At 58.2% G+C, this 19,635-nt stretch carries 18 protein-coding genes and 2 pseudogenes; 7 read left to right on the forward strand and 13 right to left on the reverse strand.

Going from position 1 to position 19,635, the window contains the following annotated elements; all coding sequences use genetic code 11:
* Nucleotides 1–24 precede the first annotated feature (24 nt).
* The 7 genes and pseudogenes from K5K95_RS22505 to K5K95_RS33215 all read left to right on the forward strand — a co-directional run.
* The gene (locus K5K95_RS22505; RefSeq protein WP_261398035.1) at nt 25–846 is read left to right on the forward strand and encodes an ABC transporter permease; all 822 of its coding nucleotides are present in this window, start codon (nt 25–27) and stop codon (nt 844–846) included.
* Nucleotides 846–1,877 carry an ABC transporter ATP-binding protein gene (locus K5K95_RS22510; protein ID WP_222586170.1) on the forward strand — a complete coding sequence of 344 codons (1,032 nt, stop codon included), beginning with the start codon at nt 846–848 and terminating at the stop codon, nt 1,875–1,877. The genes K5K95_RS22505 and K5K95_RS22510 overlap by 1 nt, the downstream gene beginning before the upstream one ends.
* A gap of 24 nt (nt 1,878–1,901) precedes the next feature.
* On the forward strand, nt 1,902–2,858 hold the full coding sequence (locus K5K95_RS22515) for an ABC transporter ATP-binding protein (protein ID WP_222586171.1): 957 nt from the start codon (nt 1,902–1,904) through the stop codon (nt 2,856–2,858).
* A 6-nt stretch (nt 2,859–2,864) separates the two neighbouring features.
* Nucleotides 2,865–4,103: a serine hydrolase domain-containing protein gene (locus K5K95_RS22520; RefSeq protein WP_222586172.1), complete on the forward strand. Its 1,239-nt coding sequence runs from the start codon at nt 2,865–2,867 to the stop codon at nt 4,101–4,103.
* Nucleotides 4,104–4,408: 305 nt separating this feature from the next.
* A pseudogene (locus K5K95_RS22525) lies at nt 4,409–5,589 on the forward strand (hypothetical protein).
* Nucleotides 5,590–5,853: 264 nt separating this feature from the next.
* Nucleotides 5,854–7,227: an aspartate aminotransferase family protein gene (locus K5K95_RS22530; RefSeq protein WP_222586173.1), complete on the forward strand. Its 1,374-nt coding sequence runs from the start codon at nt 5,854–5,856 to the stop codon at nt 7,225–7,227.
* 80 nt (nt 7,228–7,307) lie between these two features.
* Nucleotides 7,308–7,766 (forward strand): annotated as a pseudogene (locus tag K5K95_RS33215) (hypothetical protein); the annotation flags it as partial.
* A 281-nt stretch (nt 7,767–8,047) separates the two neighbouring features.
* Here K5K95_RS33215 and K5K95_RS22535 read toward each other — a convergent pair.
* From K5K95_RS22535 to K5K95_RS22595, 13 genes are all read right to left on the reverse strand, one after another.
* Nucleotides 8,048–8,962, reverse strand: a complete 915-nt coding sequence (locus K5K95_RS22535; RefSeq protein WP_222590393.1) for a transporter substrate-binding domain-containing protein — start codon at nt 8,960–8,962, stop codon at nt 8,048–8,050.
* 171 nt (nt 8,963–9,133) lie between these two features.
* A complete protein-coding gene (locus K5K95_RS22540; RefSeq protein WP_222586174.1) occupies nt 9,134–9,949 on the reverse strand; it encodes an HpcH/HpaI aldolase/citrate lyase family protein in 816 nt (271 codons plus the stop codon).
* Nucleotides 9,946–10,791, reverse strand: a complete 846-nt coding sequence (locus K5K95_RS22545) for a MaoC family dehydratase N-terminal domain-containing protein (RefSeq protein WP_222586175.1) — start codon at nt 10,789–10,791, stop codon at nt 9,946–9,948. The genes K5K95_RS22540 and K5K95_RS22545 overlap by 4 nt, the downstream gene beginning before the upstream one ends.
* Nucleotides 10,792–10,816: 25 nt before the next feature.
* Nucleotides 10,817–11,761 (reverse strand): electron transfer flavoprotein subunit alpha/FixB family protein, encoded by a 945-nt coding sequence (locus K5K95_RS22550; protein WP_222586176.1) that lies wholly within the window; start codon nt 11,759–11,761, stop codon nt 10,817–10,819.
* Nucleotides 11,762–11,776: 15 nt separating this feature from the next.
* Nucleotides 11,777–12,541 carry an electron transfer flavoprotein subunit beta/FixA family protein gene (locus tag K5K95_RS22555; protein ID WP_222586177.1) on the reverse strand — a complete coding sequence of 255 codons (765 nt, stop codon included), beginning with the start codon at nt 12,539–12,541 and terminating at the stop codon, nt 11,777–11,779.
* Nucleotides 12,542–12,604: 63 nt separating this feature from the next.
* Nucleotides 12,605–13,807: a CaiB/BaiF CoA transferase family protein gene (locus tag K5K95_RS22560; protein WP_222586178.1), complete on the reverse strand. Its 1,203-nt coding sequence runs from the start codon at nt 13,805–13,807 to the stop codon at nt 12,605–12,607.
* Nucleotides 13,808–13,881: 74 nt separating this feature from the next.
* A complete protein-coding gene (locus tag K5K95_RS22565; RefSeq protein WP_222586179.1) occupies nt 13,882–15,045 on the reverse strand; it encodes an acyl-CoA dehydrogenase family protein in 1,164 nt (387 codons plus the stop codon).
* Nucleotides 15,046–15,111: 66 nt separating this feature from the next.
* Entirely contained in the window at nt 15,112–15,708 is a 597-nt protein-coding gene (locus K5K95_RS22570) for a thiamine pyrophosphate-dependent enzyme (protein ID WP_150812760.1), read from the reverse strand.
* On the reverse strand, nt 15,696–16,235 hold the full coding sequence (locus tag K5K95_RS22575) for a thiamine pyrophosphate-binding protein (protein ID WP_003442221.1): 540 nt from the start codon (nt 16,233–16,235) through the stop codon (nt 15,696–15,698). Before K5K95_RS22575 ends, K5K95_RS22570 begins: the two co-directional genes overlap by 13 nt.
* Before the next feature lie 172 nt (nt 16,236–16,407).
* Nucleotides 16,408–17,622, reverse strand: a complete 1,215-nt coding sequence (locus K5K95_RS22580; RefSeq protein ID WP_222586180.1) for a pyridoxal phosphate-dependent aminotransferase — start codon at nt 17,620–17,622, stop codon at nt 16,408–16,410.
* Entirely contained in the window at nt 17,619–18,257 is a 639-nt protein-coding gene (locus K5K95_RS22585) for an RraA family protein (RefSeq protein ID WP_222586181.1), read from the reverse strand. The genes K5K95_RS22580 and K5K95_RS22585 overlap by 4 nt, the downstream gene beginning before the upstream one ends.
* Nucleotides 18,257–18,919, reverse strand: a complete 663-nt coding sequence (locus K5K95_RS22590; protein WP_222586182.1) for an RraA family protein — start codon at nt 18,917–18,919, stop codon at nt 18,257–18,259. Before K5K95_RS22590 ends, K5K95_RS22585 begins: the two co-directional genes overlap by 1 nt.
* A complete protein-coding gene (locus K5K95_RS22595; protein ID WP_222586183.1) occupies nt 18,919–19,584 on the reverse strand; it encodes an RraA family protein in 666 nt (221 codons plus the stop codon). Before K5K95_RS22595 ends, K5K95_RS22590 begins: the two co-directional genes overlap by 1 nt.
* Between the last annotated feature and the right edge of the window lie 51 nt (nt 19,585–19,635).

The following is a 19,635-nucleotide window of genomic DNA, read 5'->3' on the forward strand; positions in this document are numbered from 1 at the left end:
GCCCCATCATGGCGTATCAAGGCCATGGCGTTTGCCAGCGATAACAAGTTGTTTGTATTCGGCGCGCTGTTATTGCTGCTGATCATCCTGGCGGCAGTCTTCGCCCCCTGGCTTGCACCTTATGAGCCAAACAAGATTGTCTTTTCCCAGAAATTGCTGGCACCCAACTGGGCACACTGGATGGGCACCGACGAGTTTGGTCGCGACATTCTTTCACGGGTGCTTTATGGCGCACGCACCTCGCTGATCATCGGAGTGAGCGTGACTCTGATTGCGATGCTGATCGGTATTCCGATTGGGCTTGTTTCCGGTTACTTCGGTGGTCGAGTTGATACGCTGCTGATGCGTTTCTCAGATGTGTTCCTGGCCTTTCCGCCGCTGTTGTTGCCGATCGCTATCACCGCTGCGCTGGGGTCGGGATTGGCCAACGCCATGTTAGCGCTCGCTGTCTCCTGGTTTCCCTGGTACGCGAGGATCATGCGCGGTGCGGTAGTACGGGTTCGTTCAGAAACCTATATCCATGCCGCCCGTTCCATGGGCGTCAGTCACGGCCGTATCTTGCTTCGCCATGTACTGCCCAATGCCACCACGCCTGTGATCGTGCAGGGTTCCATGGACTTTGGTTACACCATTCTCGCCGCTGCCTCGCTGAGCTTTATCGGGCTGGGGGCCAAGCCGCCCATGATCGAATGGGGGCTGATGGCCTCAGCGTCGCGCTCGCAGTTACTCGAGAATCCCTGGACGGTGCTGTTTCCCGGAGTGGCGATTTTTGTCCTGGTGCTGGCCGTCAACCTGGTGGGTGACGGGCTGCGCGATGTGCTTGATCCAAAGAAGGGGACGCGCTGATGATCGACGAATCCTTGCAATATTCTGCTATCGAGCGTCTCGCCGCTTCGAATAACGACGCAGCTCAAGACCTGGTGCTGGAAGTGGAAGGGCTGACGGTGTCCTTCCCTGGTTTGTTCAAGACCGTAAAGGCCGTACGCGGCATCGACCTTAAGGTAAGGCGCGGCGAGATCCTCGGGTTGGTGGGGGAGTCGGGCTCGGGCAAGTCTATGACGGCCATGTCCTGCCTTGGATTGATGCCTGAGGCCGCTCGGCTGGGAGGCAGTGTCAGGGTCGCCGGACAGCAGGTCAACGGCGCATCGGCATCGCAGTTGGCGGTTTTGCGTGGCGGTGGCGCGGCGATGATCTTCCAGAATCCGATGAAGGCGCTCAACCCGTTCTTCACCATCGGGCGGCAGATGTTCGATGTCATCGGCTGCCATCGACAACTGAGTAAGGCACAAATCCGCGCCGAGGCGCTGAGCTCGCTGGAAGCGGTGAGCATGCCCGACCCCCCTCTGGCGCTAGCCAAGTACCCGCACCAGATGTCTGGCGGTCAGTTGCAGCGAGTGGTGATTGCCATGGCGCTGGCCTGTCGGCCGAAACTGCTGATCGCCGATGAGCCGACCACGGCGCTGGACGTCACCGTGCAGGCGCAGATCATCGCTCTGCTGCGCAAGCTGGCACGGGAGCAGGACCTGGCGATTCTGTTTATCACCCACAACCTGGGAGTAGTGGCTTCGCTCTGTGACCGGGTGGCGGTGATGTATGCCGGCGAAGTGGTGGAGAGCGGCCCGGTGGGCGAGGTGTTCAAGCGACCTGCACATCCCTACACCCTGAAGTTGATGGGCACCGTGCCAAAGTTGGGGCAGGGACCCCAGCCCCTGGGCTTCATCCCGGGGCAGGTGCCGAACATGGCGGCTCCCCCGGCTGGCTGTGCCTTCAACCCACGTTGTGAACGCGCCACCGGACGCTGCAATCACGCTGCGCCGAGGGTTGTCATCGGCAAGGAGCACTGGGCAGCTTGCCACAACATATTGGTCAAGGTGTGAGGCTTCTTTGAAAGGTAAACGGTTATGAATAACAACAAACAGCCCGCACTGCTGAGCGTCAATCAGCTGCACAAGACCTTCGCCACCCGCGACGGCCTGACGACCGCCATCGACCACATCAGCCTGGAGGTACAGGTCGGTGAGACAGTCGCGCTGGTGGGGGAATCCGGTTGTGGCAAAAGTACGGTGGCCGCGACCTTGCTCGGTCTGCTGCCAGCCGATAGTGGGCAAATTCTGGTTGAAGGTCGGCCGCTGCCCACTGATGCCAGGGCGCGGGGCAGGAGCTTGAGTATGGTGTTCCAGAACCCGTACGCCTCGCTGAACCCGAAAATGACGATCAAGGCGATTGTTGCCGAGCCGCTGAAGGTTGCCTTTGGTTTGCGCGGTAGCGCCTTGCGCGCGCGCATTCTCACACTGCTGGGAAATGTAGGGATGGGCGAGGAGCACATGGAGCGCTATCCCCATGAATTCTCCGGTGGCCAGTTGCAGCGTATCGCTATCGCCCGGGCCCTGGCGCTGGAGTCAAAACTGCTGATTCTCGATGAGCCTACGGCGGCGCTCGACGTGTCGGTCCAGGCCCAGGTGCTGCAACTGCTCAAGACGCTGCAGACCGACAATGGCCTGAGCTACCTGTTTATCAGCCACGACCTTGCAACGGTCGAGTATCTGGCGCAGCAGGTGCTGGTGATGTACTTGGGGCGCATCGTCGAGGCCGGACCGGTGGAGCAGGTGTTCGGCCGACCGCGTCATCCCTACACGCGTGCGCTGCTCAATTCAGTGCCCTCCATCGACCCGGAGCGCCGTGACCAGTTGCAAATCCTGAGTGGAGAGATCCCCAGCCCCTTGAACCGGCCTGCCGGGTGCCACTTCGCGCCCCGTTGTCCGCGGGCCAGTGATCGTTGTCGCCGAGAGGTGCCAGCCGAGACCCTGGATCACGGCCACCGCTTTTCTTGCCACCACCCTCTGAACGATGAGAGCTGAACCCCTATGTACAATAAAAAAGACATGACCGCTCCCGGCGTCGGTTATCAGGACTTAAGGCTGATGCAGGGCTATCCGCCGCCCCGGGAAAAGCAAGTTGGCCTGCATAACTGGGACAGTCCGCCCTATAACCGCTGGTCGTTCCAGCACATGAGCCAGCTGTTTCCGGTGGCCGCTATTCATCGCAGTTCCGGGCCGGTCACCGAACTCGAGCGCGACGAACGCTCACTGGACGACGTACGTTTCCAGCGGGTCGACGGTGGTCAAACTGACCTGGCGACGTTTCTGACCGACAGCTATACCGATGGCTTTTTAGTGCTCCACCGAGGCAAGGTGGTTTCGGAGCAGTACTTCAACGGTATGCAGCCGCACACGTTGCATCTGTTGCAGTCGGTATCCAAGACCATCATCGGCAGCCTGGTCGGCAGGTTGATCGGTCAGGGCAGAATCGATCCCCAAGCGCCGGTCAGCCATTATGTGCCCGAGCTTTCGGCAAGCGGTTATGGCGACGTCCGGGTACAGGATTTGCTGGATATGCGTACGGGGGTGAGATTCAGGGAGGACTACACCGATCCGGATGCTGAATTCATCCAGTTGGATATCGCCTCGGGCTGGCGTGAACGGGGAGAGCGTACGTCTCCAGACAGCATTTATGGTTTGTTGAAGTCACTGGGCAAAGACCGTGAACATGGTCAGTTCTTTGAGTATCGCTCAGTGGATACCGATATGTTGGCTTGGGTCTGTGAGCGGGCCTGCGGTGAGCGGCTCCCCGTTTTACTGAGTCGGGAGATCTGGTCAAAGCTGGGTACGGAACAAGACGCGAATATCACCCTCGATTGTGTTGGAACCGCATTAGCCGATGGCGGGATGAGTGTCACGCTGCGCGATCTGGGGCGGTTTGCCCAGATGTATCTGCAAGGTGGACGTTTTAACGGGGAGCAGATTGTTCCAGAGGATTTTGTTCGTGCTTGTGGTCGTGGTTCCACACCTGCTTTTGAGGTCCTGTATGGTCCCTTTCTCAAACACTTTCCAAGCGCCGCCTACAGCAATCAGTGCTGGGTGCTGGACAGTGAGCAGGGCATCTATTCGGCGCGCGGTGTATTTGGGCAAAGTATCTATTTCGATCCGGCTTCTGAAGTGGCAATCGTAAAACTTTCCAGTTGGCCGGATTTCATCAATTCAGAATGGACGGTGAATAACTTCCGTGCTTGTGCCGCTGTGGTTGAAGAGCTGCAACGCAGCTGATGCGGGAGTATGAACGACCGCCGCTTGTCAGGAACGTCCCAGCCTTGGTGAAGAGGTGTCATGTGCAGCCTCGGCATAACTACACCCAGACCCTGCTGGCCGCCGCGCCCGGGGCTTCGGTGCGAGAAGCGGGACCGGCAGCGAACCTGAGCGCCGCCGGCGGCTGACCCTCCCGGCCCGCTGGCATCTGGACGCTGTTCGCAGCCTTCGTCCTGGCGGGCCCTACCCCTTTCATCCAGACCGCGCTTTTGCCGTGGCCGGGATGAGTGTTGCCAAAAATAAAATAAACAAGAGACGGAGCGACCATGAACTTGAACACCACCCGGGCCTTGCGCTCATTGACCCCGCTGGCGCTGTTGGGGGCCCTTGCCACCCCCGCGATGGCGATCCAGGTCACCGACAACCTCGACCTCGGCGGTGCCGTCCGGGCGCGTTGGGACTATGATCCGGATCGCGACATCCAGAAGTTCAACTTCGACACCGCGATCCTCAGCGCCAAGTACCACTCCGACACCTGGATTGGCCAGGCCAAATACCGGTTCTACGGTCGAGCCTACCCTTACAACTACACAAAGAATGTCGGTGACGTCCAGTTCGCCGAAATGGCGTGGATCGGCTACAAGTTCAACCCCGACCAGCAGGTCCAGGTCGGCCTGAACCAGCTGCCGTTTGGTTTGCAGCCGTACTTCGGCAGCACGTTCTTCCAAACCCTGGGCAGTGTCGTGGGACTGGAAGACGTGGAAGAAGTCGGCGCCAAGTACATCCAGCAAAGCGGCGACTGGAATATTCAGGCCGGTTACTACCTGCGCCCGGCCTGGCAGGGTAAAGGCACAAGCAAGGGTGACACCTACTCCACCGTGGTCTCCGAAGCGGACAGCTATGTCACCGACGGCAGCAACAACCAGGAACGCAACACAGTGGTCCTCGGGTGGCCAAGGCGCTGGACTTGGGGCCGTGGAAGTCCGAAGTCGGGATTTCCGGCCTGACCTCGTCCCTGGAGAACCGCGACACCAACAACGATGGTCGGCGCAATGCCGTGGCGGTGCACTACCTTGGCAAAAACGGCCCGTGGGGCGTGCAACTTCAAGCCGCGCGACAGCAGATGTCCCCGCGCAACCCCGGTACCGATGAACTGGTGACTTTCGGCGGTTACGACGGCACCTTCAACGTCGCCAGTCGCGGCAACTTGTACGTAGCGGATGTGAGCTACGACGTCAGCGGCAAGTATCTGTTCGATCAGATCAGCGGTGTGCAGCTGTACGCCAACTACAGCGCCTTCGATAAATCCGCGGACGATTTCAAGACCTCGCAACGGATGATTTTCGGTACCTCGTTCTCCGTCAGCAAACTGTGGATCGCCACGGAATGGTTGTATGGCAAGAATGATCCGGTCATCGGTGGCGGCAGCCTTACCCAGAGTCTGGGGACTGGTGGTAGTAACCAGTGGGAAAACCAGTTGTACATGAACATCGGCTATTACTTCTGATCCGGATTTTTTGGCAACAGCCCTAAAGTCCTCTTCGCGAGCGGGCTCGCTCCCACAGGTTTAGCGCATAACCTGTGGGCGAGCCTGAGCTGGTCAAGTAGGTCCGGACACCGACTACGGTGTTTATGCCGCTTTTTGCTCCATGGCTATTGGCGACAGGTAGTTGCTGTAGCTGTGGAGCCTGGTGCGGTTGCCTGGGTATTTAATTTGGGTTTCTGTACGGCCCTTGGTTTAACGAATCCTCTCTCACTTCGAGGCAAAATCATGACGGATTTGCTTGCACAAAAAGATGTTAAAAATCACCTCCATCCTTATACGGATGCTCGACGCCATGAAGCGGATGGCCCCCTGATTATCGAGCGTGGAGAAGGCGTTCATGTTTATGACAATCAAAATAAGCGATACATCGAGGCGATGTCAGGCCTATGGAGTGTGGCGCTTGGTTTCAGCAACCAACGGCTGATCGAGGCTGCCGAAAAGCAACTACGTACACTGCCGTTCTATCATGTGTTTTCTAGCAAGGCACACCGTCCCAGCATCGAGCTCGCCGAAAAATTGGTGGAGATGGCTCCGGTGCCGATGAGCAAAGTTTTTTTCACCAACTCCGGCTCTGAGGCAAACGACACGGTAGTTAAGCTTTTGTGGTACCGGAACAATGCTCTGGGGAAGCCCGCCAAGAAAAAGTTTATCAGTCGGCAGAACGCATATCACGGTACCACGACCGTAAGTGCGAGCCTCACTGGGCTGCCGGCAAATCAGCGCGGTTTTGACGTTCCCCTGCCGGGCTTCCTGCATGTCAGCTGCCCGCACTTTTACCGATATGGTCGAGCAGGTGAAACAGAAGAACAGTTCGCCGATCGCCTCGCCCGAGAACTGGATGATCTGATCATCAAGGAAGGCCCTGAGACGGTCGCAGCGTTTTATGGCGAACCGCTGATGGGAGCGGGGGGTGTGATCATTCCGCCGAAGACCTACTGGGAAAAGATCCAGAAGGTGTGCCGCAAGCATGACGTCTTGATTGTCGCGGACGAGGTCATCTGTGGTTTCGGGCGCACCGGCAATATGTTCGGTTGCGAGACCTTTGATATCAAACCAGACGTCATGGTGGTATCCAAACAGCTGTCGTCTTCCTATCAGCCCATTGCAGCCATATTGATTAACGACGCTGTTTACCAAGACATTGCCGACCAGAGCCAGTCGATCGGCACGTTAGGGCATGGCTTCACTGGTAGCGGGCACCCGGTAGCTACTGCAGTCGCCCTGGAGAATCTTAAAATTATCGAAGAGGAGGGCCTGGTTCAGCATGCTGCTGAAATGGGGATTATCCTTCGCAAGGGCCTTCAGCAGTTTGCTGATCATCCTGTGGTTGGAGAGGTTCGTGGTGTGGGGTTGATTGCTGCCGTTGAGTTGGTAGCCGACCGGCACACAAAAGAGCCTTTCGAGGCTGTTGGCAGACTCGGGCGGTATCTGTCCTCTCAGACCCAGGAGCGTGGCATGATCAACCGAGTCATAGGAGATGCATTGGCATTCTGTCCTCCGTTGATCTCAACGGAGAAGGATATCAATGAAATCCTTGGAGTTTTTGCGGCTTCTTTGGATGCGACACAGCACTGGTACCTCAAACACACTGCACCGTAGTTAACGCCACTCACTATGGGTAGAGCCGGAATGCGGAGTCCTCCGGCCTGCCGCTTCGTACTGGAAAGTGTGTAAAAAGCGCTGGTACAGTTCCGTACAGCCAGGGGCACCATGGGCCTGCCGGCCTGACGAAGGCTCCCGCGGTTGAGTTGCCTCAGGAGTGGCTACTGGACTGCTTGAGTGAGGACCCTATTCGCAAGATGCAAAGGACATTTCGTTTGCTGGCCCACTGTACGGCTAAGACCAATGTTCCGGCGAGCAGTAAGCAGTGGGTTGCGGTATTTCGGCGTTTGAAATTAGATCTGAGTGTTGAAGCGACAGGTTGCTGTGGGATGTCCGGTACCTATGGTCATGAAGCGCGTAATCAGGAGACATCACGGGTGATTTTTGATTAGTCATGGAAACGAATGGTTGCGGAGGACATGCCAGGTGAGCCACTTGCTACCGGCTACTCGTGTCGCAGCCAAGTGAAGCGTTTTTCGAGCAGAAACTTGAGGCACCCGCTGGAGATTCTTCTGGAAGTGTACCGGGACATCTAGATGGACGACCGCCTTTGGCCGATTTCTGCCTGTCACCACCGTCAGCTTTTGGCCGACGGCTGCCTATAGTTCGAGGTCCAAAGCAGGCTATTGCTAGCCTACTCCCGTGCAGCGGATCACAGCCGAAATCCGCTGCGCGGAATGGTACCAGTGCCGACATTCGTCGTCGCAAGGACGCTGCTGCGGTTGAATATCGTGGCCGTATAGGTGGTCACATTGCATTGATCGGAGTGTTTACGGGTGGCGTTTGCGCGTTGACCAACGATTTTAACAATTCGACATTACTGGGGTTTTATAAGCGCTGGTTGGTCAGTGGGTTTAGCAATAATTGTCTTGAGTTCTGCACTCATGGGGAATTTGAGATTCAAACCGTTAGGGGGGATAGGCTGAGTAAACCATTTGTCGTAAATGGTGTTGATTTCACCTGAGATGAAAAGGGATCTTATCGAATCATCAACAACTCTTTTCAGGTCCGGATCGCCACGACGCATTGTGCAGCCATAGATTTCATTGGATTGGGGCGTTCCTGTGACCATCCAGTCTTCTGGTTTTTTAGCTTTGGCCATCTCGCCTGCCAGCAATGCGTCATCTTGCATAAAAGCAATGGCACGACCGGATTCGAGCATCTGGTAAGCCTCGCCAATGTCTTTGGCAGAGATGACGTTCATATCCATCTTTTTATCGGCGTTCATGACCTTGAGCATCCGCTCGGCAGTGCTGCCAGCAGTGGTCACGACGTTCTTGCCATTGAGATGGTCAAAATCTTGGTAAATCGAATCCTTCCGGACCAACAGTCGAGTGCTGGCTTCGAAGATGCCGACTGAAAATTCGACTTGCTGCGCTCTCTCTGCGGTATTGGTAGTAGAACCGCACTCCAGATCGACAGTACCGTTTTGCACAAGCGGGATGCGTGTTTGTGACGTCACCAGGTTGTACCGCACGTTCAGCTCGGGCATCTCAAGTTCTTGCTTGATAGCGTCGACAATTTTCAACTGGATGTCATGGGAGTAGCCAACTGGTTTGCCGGAAGCGTCGGCGATGTAGGAGAACGGAATTGAAGAGTCTCGGTGGCCCAGGGTTATGGTCCCCGAGTTCTTGATTTTTTTAAGTGTACCGGTGAGTTCGGCAGCCATCACTGGCGTGAAGGTTAGCGCCGCAGTCAGAGTAACGCCCAGCATTGCAGGGAAGACACGCATCAAAAGCTCCTCATAAGGGTGAGGCGAGTCTTTTTCTGACTCGCCCATCTTTGGCTCAGCGGCCGTGCTCGCTGGGCTGGCGACTTGCTTATTGTTGAAACGTTAGTCATGACACCGTCCTGCGTGGCGGGGAGGGATGCATGGCTTTAAAGCAAAAGCGTCGGCGTCGAGTCAGGTCGCGCGAGCCATGATGGATTGCGCGCGACCAATGACTGGTGCATCGACCATTTGCCCATCCAGCACGAAAACGCCTTCGCCCGAACGGGCGGCTTCGATAATGCGTTGCGCCCAGTGCAACTCTTCCAGGCTGGGTTTTAACGCCTGATGAATGATCGCGACCTGGTTTGGATGGATACACAGCGCGCCACCAAAGCCCATGTCGCGTGCATATTGCACCGCGCCTAGCAACCCAACGGTGTCTTGGATCGAGGGAAACACCCCGTCCAGCGCTGGAGCGAGTTCGGCAATTCGAGTCGCGAGTAAAACGGCGTAGCGAGCATGGCTAAGAATTTCTTCAGCGGCTGGACTGCCTGTAGTCAGGTTCAGGTCCAGACCCAGATCCAGACTACCGAACGACAAGCGCTCAACGCCTTGAGTGCTGGCAATCTCGTTAATTGCAGCCAAACCCTTGGCGCTCTCGATGATTGGCCAGATCGATTTTTCGGTACCAGCAGCAGTGGTTACCTGTGCCGCAGTTTCTGCTTTGGGTAGCAGTATTCCAATCACGCCGGCGTGGCGTCTGCAAAGGTCCAGGTCCGCAACATGCGCCCAGTGACCCGGGGCATTCACACGGACCAGAATCCGTGCATCCGGGTTTTCGCTCAGGAAAGAATCAAGATTGTCCCTGGCCTGCTCCTTGAAGTTTTCTTGTACTGCATCTTCCAGGTCAACGATGGCGCGATCAGCACCGGTGGCGATAGCTTTTTGGATGCGCTCTGGTCGAGTGGCCGGCACAAAAAGGGCGGATCGAACAATTGATTTGCTCATGTCGTTGCTCCATTGCTGAACTCAATTTCTCCGATCTGTGCTGTGCCGTCCTGATTGCCTGCCCAGACCTGCGCCTTGCCATTTTCGATCAAGCGTCCGCCCACCTCGAAAGGTTGAGGTGAAATTAGCGGTCTTACTCCACGGAAAGTGAAACGCTCCAGGCGCGCCGTCGGATGCGCTTTGGTGAAGGCACGCAAGTTCAATGTGGCGATCAATGGACCATGTACCACAAGCCCCGGATAACCTTCGGTTTCTGTCACATACGGCCAGTCATAGTGAATGCGGTGACCATTGAAGGTGACTGCGGAATAGCGGAACAGCAGAGTTGGAGTGGGCTCTATCCGTTCCTGCCATTGGCCTTCAGGTAGCGTTTCGGTGCCTTGCAGTTTAGGCGGGGTAGGTTCGCGGTAAACAATGTCCTGTTCATCTTGAAGGGCGAGTTCGCCGTCCTGGAAAAACTCGTGACGTACCGTGACGAACAATAAGAATCCCGTGCGACCGTGCTTCTCCTCGACGTTGAGGATGGTTGATACACAGGTCACGTCAGCCTCCACTTTTAACGCCTGGTAAAACTCAATGCGGCTGCCCGCCCACATGCGATTGCGGTTATGGGCCGGCGGCAAAAAGCCCCCCAACGCAGGATGGCCATCCGGCCCCAGCCCGCTGGCACCCACCGGATCCTGAAAAAATGCCCAGTGCCACAGGGGCGGCAGCGGCTCGCCGGGTTGTGGAGTCGACTCGCCCAATGTCGCGGCAATACGTCTGACCAGAGTGAAACTTATCCGGTCCTGGCTTTCCTGACGTCGTCCAATCCAAGGGGAAAAATCGGAACTGTTGCTCATATTCTTTGCTCCAGTCGGTCAGTGATCAGGCCAGGGCAGCCATTTCTGGAATCGCTTCAAAAAGATCTGCCACCAGGCCGTAATCGGCCACCTGGAAGATCGGCGCTTCTTCGTCCTTGTTGATCGCAACGATCACTTTGGAGTCTTTCATGCCGGCCAGGTGCTGGATCGCGCCGGAGATACCGACGGCGATGTACAGCTGTGGAGCAACGATCTTGCCGGTCTGACCGACCTGCATGTCGTTGGGTACGAAACCTGCGTCGACCGCGGCGCGCGAAGCACCGACGGCAGCGCCCAGCTTGTCAGCCAGCGCGTACAGGTGTTTGAAGTTGTCGCCGTTCTGCATGCCGCGACCGCCGGAAACGACGATCTTGGCAGCGGTCAGTTCAGGACGATCGGACTTGGCCAGCTCTTCGCCGACGAAGCTCGAAGTGCCAGCGTCGTGCGCAGCAGCAACCGCTTCAACTGCAGCGGAGCCACCTTCGGCTGCAACCGGGTCGAAACCGGTAGCACGCACGGTGATGACTTTCACGGCAGCGTTCGATTGAACGGTGGCGATGGCGTGTACCGCGTAGATCGGACGCTTGAAGGTATCAGCGCTTTCAACCGAGATGATCTCGGAGATCTGGTCAACGTCCAGCTGAGCGGCAACCCGCGGCAGGATGTTTTTGCCGTTGGACGTGGCGGCAGCCAGGATGTGGCTGTAGCCCTTGCCCCCGCCTTCATGGGCAAGAGCAGCAACCAGAGGCGCGACGTTTTCCGGCAGTTGGTGCGTGTAGGCGGCGTTGTCGGCCACCAGCACTTTCGCCACGCCAGCGATTTTCGCTGCGGCTTCAGCCACGGCGCCAACGCCCTGACCTGCAACCAGCACGTGGATATCACCACCGATTTTGGCAGCGGCAGCCACGGTGTTCAGTGTGGCCGGGGCCACTATTTTGTTGTCGTGTTCCGCTATAACCAAGATAGTCATTTCTGGCTCCTTAACTCAAAGCACCTTCGCTTCGTTTTTCAGTTTCTCGACCAGTTCAGCCACCGACTTGACCTTGATACCCGCGCTGCGTGCAGCTGGCGCTTCGACTTTCACGGTCTTGTTGGTGGAGGCGGTGGAAACGCCCAAAGCGTCCGGAGTCAGCACTTCGAGAGGCTTCTTCTTGGCTTTCATGATGTTTGGCAGGGACGCGTAGCGCGGCTCGTTCAAACGCAGGTCGGTGGTGACGATGGCCGGCAGTTTCAGGGAAACTGTCTGCGCGCCGCCGTCGATTTCGCGGGTCACGGCAACGGTGTCGCCGGACACTTCGACTTTCGATGCGAAGGTGCCCTGACCGTAGCCGCTCAATGCAGCGAGCATCTGGCCAGTCTGGTTGTTGTCGCTGTCGATGGCTTGTTTGCCAAGGATCACCAGCTGAGGCTGTTCCTTGTCGACAACAGCCTTGAGCAGCTTGGCAACGGCCAGGGAAGTCAGATCTTCAGCGGATTCGACGAGGATGGCACGGTCCGCACCCAGAGCCAGCGCAGTGCGCAGTTGCTCTTGAGCGGTGGACGGGCCGACGGAGACGACGACGATTTCAGTCGCAACGCGCCCTTCTTTTATAGAGAGTTCTTTCAGGCGTACGGATTCTTCAACGGCGATTTCGCAGAACGGGTTCATCGACATCTTGACGTTGGCGAGGTCAACGCCGGAATTGTCCGCCTTGACGCGAACCTTGACGTTGTAATCCACAACGCGTTTGACAGCTACCAGGATCTTCATTGGGCAGTGTTCTCTCGAAAATCATTGATCGTTGCAGGCAGGCTTTTTGTTTTCAGATCAAGACTAAATCGCCCCGGCTGTGCGCATTTGGTCAATGCGATCCGTGCCCAGCCCCAGTTCCCTTAGAACCTGTTCGGTGTGCTGACCGAGGCCCGGTACGGCATCCATACGTGGCTCGAATGCGCTGTTGCTACCGGGAGGTATCAAGCCAGGAACGGTGCCTGCAGGGGTCTCGACGTCTCGCCAACGATCACGAGCCTGAAGTTGCGGATGGTCCCAGACACCTTGCATGTCGTTGACCCGAGCGTTGGCAATTTGCGCATGCTCCAACCGATCAAACACTGCATCGAAATTGAGTGTGGAGAACGATTCAACGATGAGTGCCCGCAGCGCTTGGCGGTTTTCGACGCGCTTGAAGTTGGCAGAGAAACGTTCGTCTTTCGCCAGTTCAGGCGTCAGCAGTACCTTGTCGCAAAACAGCTGCCATTCGCGCTCATTCTGTAAACCCAGCATGACTGTGGAGCCGTCACCGATGGGGAAGGGGCCATAGGGGTAGATCGTGGCGTGCGCGGCGCCTGCTCGAGGTGGCGGAGGCGCGCCGTTGTAGGCGTAGTACATCGGGTAGTTCATCCACTCGACCAGGCTTTCCAGCATCGACACATCGAGGTGGCTACCTTCGCCGGTGCGCCCACGCAACAGCAAGGCAGATAGAATTCCGGTGTAGGCGTACATGCCGGCCGCGATGTCAGCAATTGAGCAACCGGCCTTGGCCATTTCTTCATCGCCGGGGCCTCCGGTGACGGACAGGAATCCGCCTTCACTCTGGATCAACAGGTCATAAGCCTTTTTCTTTTCATAGGGGCCGCCTGCGCCATAGCCTGAAATGTCACAAACGATCAGGCGCGGAAACCGCTGATGCAACGCCTCAAATGAAAGCCCCATTCGTGCAGCCGCACCCGGCGCCAGGTTCTGCACCAGGACATCGGCCGTAGCCAGCAAACTGTCCAGCACCTCGGTGGCCGACTCTTGTTTCAGGTCGAGGGTCAGGCTTTCTTTCGAGCGATTGGTCCAGACGAAATGCGAGGCGAGGCCGTTGACGCGTTGGTCGTAGCCCCGGGCGAAGTCGCCTGTGCCGGGGCGTTCGACCTTGATGACACGTGCGCCGAGATCGGCCAGTTGTCGGGTGCAGAAAGGTGCTGCAATGGCATGTTCAAGGCTGACGACGGTAATGCCATCGAGCGGACGGAGGCCGTTGGGTTGGCTCATGATTATTATCTCTCTTGTCATGGCTCCCCAGTCGCGCCTGCTTAAGCAAACGCACTGGGCTTTACGCTGATCCTTTAGAAGGAGCGCGGCAGTTCGAGCAGGTGTTCGGCAACGTACGACAGGATCAGGTTGGTGGAGATGGGAGCAACCTGATACAGACGGGTTTCGCGGAATTTACGCTCGACGTCGTACTCGCAGGCAAAACCAAAACCGCCGTGGGTCTGCAAGCAAGCGTTCGCGGCTTCCCAAGAGGCTTTCGCCGCCAGGTACTTGGCCATGTTGGCGCTGGCCCCAGCGTTGATGCCGCCGTCGTATTCCTCGCAAGCACGCCAGCGCATCAGGTCAGCCGCTTCGATTTCAATGTGTGCTTCAGCGATGGGGAACTGCACGCCTTGGTTCTGCCCGATAGGGCGTCCGAACACGATGCGATCACGCGCATAGGCGCTGGCCTTTTCGATAAACCAGCGGCCGTCGCCAATGCATTCGGCTGCGATCAGCGTGCGTTCGGCATTCAGTCCGTCCAGGATGTAGCGGAAACCTTTGCCTTCTTCGCCGATGAGGCTGTCGGCAGGAATTTCCAGGTTGTCGAAGAACAACTCGTTGGTTTCGTGGTTGACCATGTTGGCGATCGGCTGCACGGTCATGCCGTTACCGATGGCTTCACGCAGGTCCACGAGGAAGATCGACATGCCCTCGGACTTTTTCTTCACATCAGCCAAAGGAGTCGTACGCGCCAGCAGAATCATCAGATCGGAATGCTGGACGCGTGAGATCCATACCTTCTGCCCGTTGATGACGTACTTGTCACCTTTGCGCACGGCGGTGGTCTTTATCTTTGTGGTGTCGGTGCCGGTGGTGGGCTCGGTTACACCCATTGATTGCAGGCGCAATTCACCGTTGGCCAGTTTGGGCAGGTAGTAGCTTTTCTGTGCCTCGCTGCCGTGACGCAGCAGGGTGAACATGTTGTACATCTGCCCGTGAACGGTGCCGGAGTTGCCGCCGCAGCGGTTTACTTCTTCGAGGATCACCGAGGCCTCGGCCAGCCCCAGGCCAGAGCCTCCATATTCGACAGGAATCATTGCTGCCAGCCAACCGGCGTCGGTCAGGGCCTTGACGAAGGTTTCCGGAAAGCCTTTTTCCTCATCGACTTTACGCCAGTAAGCCGCATCGAATTCAGCGCAAAGAGCGCGTACGCCCTCGCGGATGGCATTGAGTTCTTCAGAGATACGGTCAGTCATTATTATTCTCCTCAACGCGTCACGCACGGCATCAGCCCTGCGTGACCGGGTCCGGGTATGGCGCAATCAGATCGGGTTGAAACCCAGCGCAGCACGAAAGCGATTCTTGACGTAGTGACCATCACGCGGCGGCAGTACCCGTGGCGGGTTTTCCGCTTTGATCTTGATCGTCGCGAGCTTGACGCCATCGCGTGTCGCAAAGCGCTCCCGCAAGTCGTGTACGCCTTCCATGTCCCGGATTTCATCGGTCCAGCTGAAGCCGCAAGTCTTGGCGACCTGGTCCAGTGAGATACCAAAACCGGCGTGGCTGACTTGCATGCCGGTTTCACCAAAGTGACCGTTATCCAGCACCGCGATAGTCAGGTTGGCGGGCTTTTGCAGCGCTACCGTGGCCAGGGCACCAAAGCCCATGAGCAACTCGCCGTCACCGGTGACCACCACCACCGATTTGTCTGGCTGCGCATTTGCCAGGCCCAGCCCCACAGTGATTGCGCTGCCCATGGCAGCCCACAGGTAATAATTCAGATCATGGTCACCGGCAGCCATGACGTCATAGGACGCAGAGCCCAGGCCGGTCACGACCAACACGTCTTTGCGGTCGGCCAGCAAGGCCTTGACCACTTCGCGGCGGCACAGGGTGTGGTTTGCGCTTACTTGACCCATTTTTTTTCTCCAATCAGGCGCTGGCCGAGCAGCAGGGCAGTGGACGAATCGCCGTTGAAGGCCATGGTCGCGGCACCGTGCAGCAGCGGGGCGACGTCTTCTGGAACGTCTGCGCGCCAGGTCATGACCTTCATCAGGTTCAGGGAGGCTTCGGTGGCTTGCCCCATCGGGTTCTGCCACGCGTTGAACTCGGCCCAGTCGCCGCGCATGGTGACGACCATTAACAGCGGAAAGCCGGCGCAGACTTGCAGGGCGAGGGTGTTGATGCAATTACCGACGCCGCTGGACTGCATCAGGAGAGCGCCGCGCTCACCACCTAGCCACGCACCTGCCAGGTAGCCGATGCCTTCTTCTTCGGTGGTGAGGACGACGGCCTTGATGTCCGGATCCGCATAGGACATACGGATCGCCGCCGAGTGGCCTGCATCCGGTACGAAGACCACGTGTTTGACGTCGTGGGCCTTGAGCACGCGGAATACGTCCTCCTGCCAATCCTGTCCCACGGTGTGTTCAGCTTCTGTTGACATACCCATCTCCCAAGCAGTGCTGCTTTTGTGTTTTCACCATTCTGGGAGTGCTGGAAGCGAACTACGACTACCGTTTTTGTCTTTGAGATATGCCCATTTTGTATAGCTGGAAGGTGAATACGTGGCCTGCCGGGCAATGGCGATAGCCACGCATTATGGGAAGGGAAAACGATTAACGTAGCGAGGTACAGAACGTATGTATCGCCTCGCACGCCCGGCGCAATGAAGCGTCATCCAGGGCGTAGGCGATGCGAATGTAAGGGCCGAGGCCAAAAGCGCTGCCATGCACTACGGCTACATCCGCTTCGTCGAGCAGCGCATGCGCGACATCTTCATCGGTGTGCAATACCAGGCCACCGGGTGAGGTGCGACCGATCAATCCGGCACAGGACGCGAACGCGTAGAACGCCCCGGCCGGACTGACGCATTCAAGGCCTGGGGTATCGTTCAGCAGCGCCACCATCAAATCACGACGACTCTGGAATGCGATGCGGCTTTCACGGATGAAATCCTTGGGACCTTCCAGCGCCGCGAGCGCAGCCTGTTGCGACACAGAGCAGGCGCCAGAGGTTTGCTGACCTTGCAGTTTTTCCATGGCGTCCAGCAGCCAGCGCGGCCCAGTGGTGAAACCGATTCGCCAGCCGGTCATGGCATAGGCCTTGGACACCCCGTTCATGGTCAGGGTGCGCGGTGCCAGCCGTGGTTCGACTTGGGCCAGGGTATGGAACGTTTGATCGTCGAAGATCAGGTGCTCGTAGATGTCATCAGCCAAAATCAGCACCTGAGGGTGAGCCAGCAACACCTGCGCCAGAGCGCGCAGTTCTTCCTCGCTGTACACCGCACCGGTCGGGTTGGACGGCGAATTGAGGATCAACCAACGGGTCTGCGGGGTGATCGCGGCGGCCAGTGCCGAGGGCGTCAGCTTGAAACCGGTGTCGGCATCGCAGGTAACGATTCGGGCTTCACCACCGCACAGCTGAACCATCTCCGGGTAACTGACCCAGTACGGCGCCGGCACGATGACTTCGTCACCTTCATTGAGGGTAGCGGCCAGGGCGTTGTAGATCACCTGTTTGCCCCCGTTGCACACCAGCGTGTCTTGCCAGGCGACGTCCAGACCGTTCTCACGACGGAACTTGGTGGCCACGGCTTCTCGCAGTGAACGTACACCGGCGACCTGGGTGTAGCGGGTGTGGCCGTGTTCAATGGCCTGAATGGCCGCGTCGCGCACATGCTTGGGCGTATCGAAATCGGGCTCGCCGGCGCACAGTGAAATAATGTTCGCGCCTTGTGCACGGCGCTCTGCTACCCGATCCATGATCCGGTAAGTCGCGGAAGGCTGCGCGCAGGCCAGACGATGATTCAGACGCTGGATATCGGCGCTCATGCGCGGGTTCTCCACTCAGTCAGGTTCATCAGCTCCAGGGTCGAGCGACCTTCGGTCAACGCCCGCATCATCTGCGCTTCCTTGTTCGCGCGCGCCTCGCCTTCGGCCAGGGTTCGTGCCGCATCCGCCTTGGGGATGATGATCACACCGTCATCGTCAGCCACCACCCAGTCGCCCTGTGCCACGAAGGCACCGTTGAAATTGAACGGTTGCCCCACCGAAGGCGCACTGGCCTTGACTGTGCCTTTCACCGAAATACCGCGAGCAAACACCGGGAACTGGCGCTTCTTCAGGGCCGCGATATCGCGCACGCCGCCATCGATCACCAGCCCGACGACGCCAGCCGCTTCGGCCGCCACGGTCAGCACTTCGCCCCAATAACCGGCGATGAAGCTGCCGGTGCCCACGACCAGCACGCTGCCACGGGGCACACGTTCCATCGCCAGGTGCAGCGCGAGGTTGTCGCCTGGCGAGCATTCCAGTGGGTAAGCGGGGGCGGAGATGAAGGCGCCGTCCCAGATCGGGCGAATTGCATTGTCGACCGCGCAAGGCAGATGGGACGCTTCATACAGCGTCGAGCTGCCCAGCACTTTGGCCCGTGCGTAAGCATCCAGGGGGAGGGGGAGCATGGTCATCAGACTTTCCTCTGCAGGCTGTGGTAACCCAGTGCGGTCCGGGCTTCTTTAAGGGTTTTGCCTTGGCTGATCAAGGCGCGAATGTCGGCTTCGACCGATTCGATTTGACGGGCACACGCGGCCACTTCAGCTGCGCGAGCCCGGGGGACGATCACCACGCCGTTGGCGTCGGCGACCACGATGTCGCGGGCACAGACCCGGGCGGCACCGATGGACACCGGCTGGTTGACCGACTGAACCTGCACCCGATCTTTACCGGTGCGCATGAAGCGGCCTTTGCTGAAGATCGGGTAGCCATCGCCCAGTGCTTTGTTGACGTCACGGCAAACACCGTCGATGACCGTGGCTGCGATCTGCCGAGTACTGGCGTACTGGGTCATGATGTCGCCCCAAACGGTGCAGTCAGTGCGGCCGCCATTGTCAATGACCACCACATCGCCGGGCGCGACGTCTTCGATGAAATCGCCCACGGTGCCCGGGGGTACGCTGGCCGAGACGTACTGCACGGTAAACGCCGGGCCGACGATAACCTTGCTGTAGTTGTCCAGTGGCGCCACACCGAGGCATTGGCCAGGCAGGCCGAGTTTGTCCATTGCGTCAGACACGCCCGGGGTGTCCAGGCCTTCAAACAAGACGACCAGTGCTTTGTCTTCGATATTCATCAGGCGTGCTCCACGTGGATCGCTTCGAACTGGCTGTCATGCATGACCTCGGCTACCGAGCGACCGCTGCGAACAGCCTCGACCATGCTGTCCTGGCGGTGGGCAATACGCTCGCCAAGGTCGAGCACTTTCTCGATATAGGCTGAAGGCACGAACACGGTGCCGCAGGTATCGGCGATGACATAGTCGTTCTCGCTGACGTCGACGCCGGCCACGTTGATGGTTACGGCGGCATCGATCTGAACCACCCGATTGCGGGCACTGATCATGGTCACGCCACGGCCATAAACCGGGTAGCCAATTGACTCGCTGCCGTCGATGTCGCGGCTGAAGCCGTCGATGACCGTGCCGCGTACTTTCTTGCTGGTCGCTGCGTTGGCGAGGATGTCGCCCCAGCAGGAGATGCCTTCGATTCCACCGGCGATCACCAGCACACGATCGTCGCTGTCGATCTGTTCCACCACGGGGGTAATCAGGTGCACAGTGGGGGTGTTGTCGGATTTCGGTGCCAGCAGCACGGTGCTGGCGCGGCCGACAATCTTTGGGCAGTTCCACAACGGGCGCAGCCCAACGGTGGCACCCGGCAAGCCGAGGAAGTCGAGCGCATCGGAAACCGTGTTGGTGTCCAGCGCCGCCAAGCGATCCAGCAAACTCTTATTGATCATGGGAAGCCCCAGTGGTGACGGAGGCGTCCAGTGTCAGTGAGACACTTTGAT

Origin of the sequence: Pseudomonas sp. DR48, from assembly GCF_019823085.1 — a bacterium.
GTDB lineage: Bacteria > Pseudomonadota > Gammaproteobacteria > Pseudomonadales > Pseudomonadaceae > Aquipseudomonas.

What these genes read in the sequence shown, in the direction of transcription:
- K5K95_RS22505 (WP_261398035.1), top strand. Translation starts at nt 25, where the DNA reads ATGGCGTTTGCCAGCGATAACAAGTTGTTTGTATTCGGCGCGCTGTTA.
- K5K95_RS22510 (WP_222586170.1), top strand. Translation starts at nt 846, where the DNA reads ATGATCGACGAATCCTTGCAATATTCTGCTATCGAGCGTCTCGCCGCT.
- K5K95_RS22515 (WP_222586171.1), top strand. Translation starts at nt 1,902, where the DNA reads ATGAATAACAACAAACAGCCCGCACTGCTGAGCGTCAATCAGCTGCAC.
- K5K95_RS22520 (WP_222586172.1), top strand. Translation starts at nt 2,865, where the DNA reads ATGTACAATAAAAAAGACATGACCGCTCCCGGCGTCGGTTATCAGGAC.
- K5K95_RS22530 (WP_222586173.1), top strand. Translation starts at nt 5,854, where the DNA reads ATGACGGATTTGCTTGCACAAAAAGATGTTAAAAATCACCTCCATCCT.
- K5K95_RS22535 (WP_222590393.1), bottom strand. Translation starts at nt 8,962, where the DNA reads ATGCGTGTCTTCCCTGCAATGCTGGGCGTTACTCTGACTGCGGCGCTA.
- K5K95_RS22540 (WP_222586174.1), bottom strand. Translation starts at nt 9,949, where the DNA reads ATGAGCAAATCAATTGTTCGATCCGCCCTTTTTGTGCCGGCCACTCGA.
- K5K95_RS22545 (WP_222586175.1), bottom strand. Translation starts at nt 10,791, where the DNA reads ATGAGCAACAGTTCCGATTTTTCCCCTTGGATTGGACGACGTCAGGAA.
- K5K95_RS22550 (WP_222586176.1), bottom strand. Translation starts at nt 11,761, where the DNA reads ATGACTATCTTGGTTATAGCGGAACACGACAACAAAATAGTGGCCCCG.
- K5K95_RS22555 (WP_222586177.1), bottom strand. Translation starts at nt 12,541, where the DNA reads ATGAAGATCCTGGTAGCTGTCAAACGCGTTGTGGATTACAACGTCAAG.
- K5K95_RS22560 (WP_222586178.1), bottom strand. Translation starts at nt 13,807, where the DNA reads ATGAGCCAACCCAACGGCCTCCGTCCGCTCGATGGCATTACCGTCGTC.
- K5K95_RS22565 (WP_222586179.1), bottom strand. Translation starts at nt 15,045, where the DNA reads ATGACTGACCGTATCTCTGAAGAACTCAATGCCATCCGCGAGGGCGTA.
- K5K95_RS22570 (WP_150812760.1), bottom strand. Translation starts at nt 15,708, where the DNA reads ATGGGTCAAGTAAGCGCAAACCACACCCTGTGCCGCCGCGAAGTGGTC.
- K5K95_RS22575 (WP_003442221.1), bottom strand. Translation starts at nt 16,235, where the DNA reads ATGTCAACAGAAGCTGAACACACCGTGGGACAGGATTGGCAGGAGGAC.
- K5K95_RS22580 (WP_222586180.1), bottom strand. Translation starts at nt 17,622, where the DNA reads ATGAGCGCCGATATCCAGCGTCTGAATCATCGTCTGGCCTGCGCGCAG.
- K5K95_RS22585 (WP_222586181.1), bottom strand. Translation starts at nt 18,257, where the DNA reads ATGACCATGCTCCCCCTCCCCCTGGATGCTTACGCACGGGCCAAAGTG.
- K5K95_RS22590 (WP_222586182.1), bottom strand. Translation starts at nt 18,919, where the DNA reads ATGAATATCGAAGACAAAGCACTGGTCGTCTTGTTTGAAGGCCTGGAC.
- K5K95_RS22595 (WP_222586183.1), bottom strand. Translation starts at nt 19,584, where the DNA reads ATGATCAATAAGAGTTTGCTGGATCGCTTGGCGGCGCTGGACACCAAC.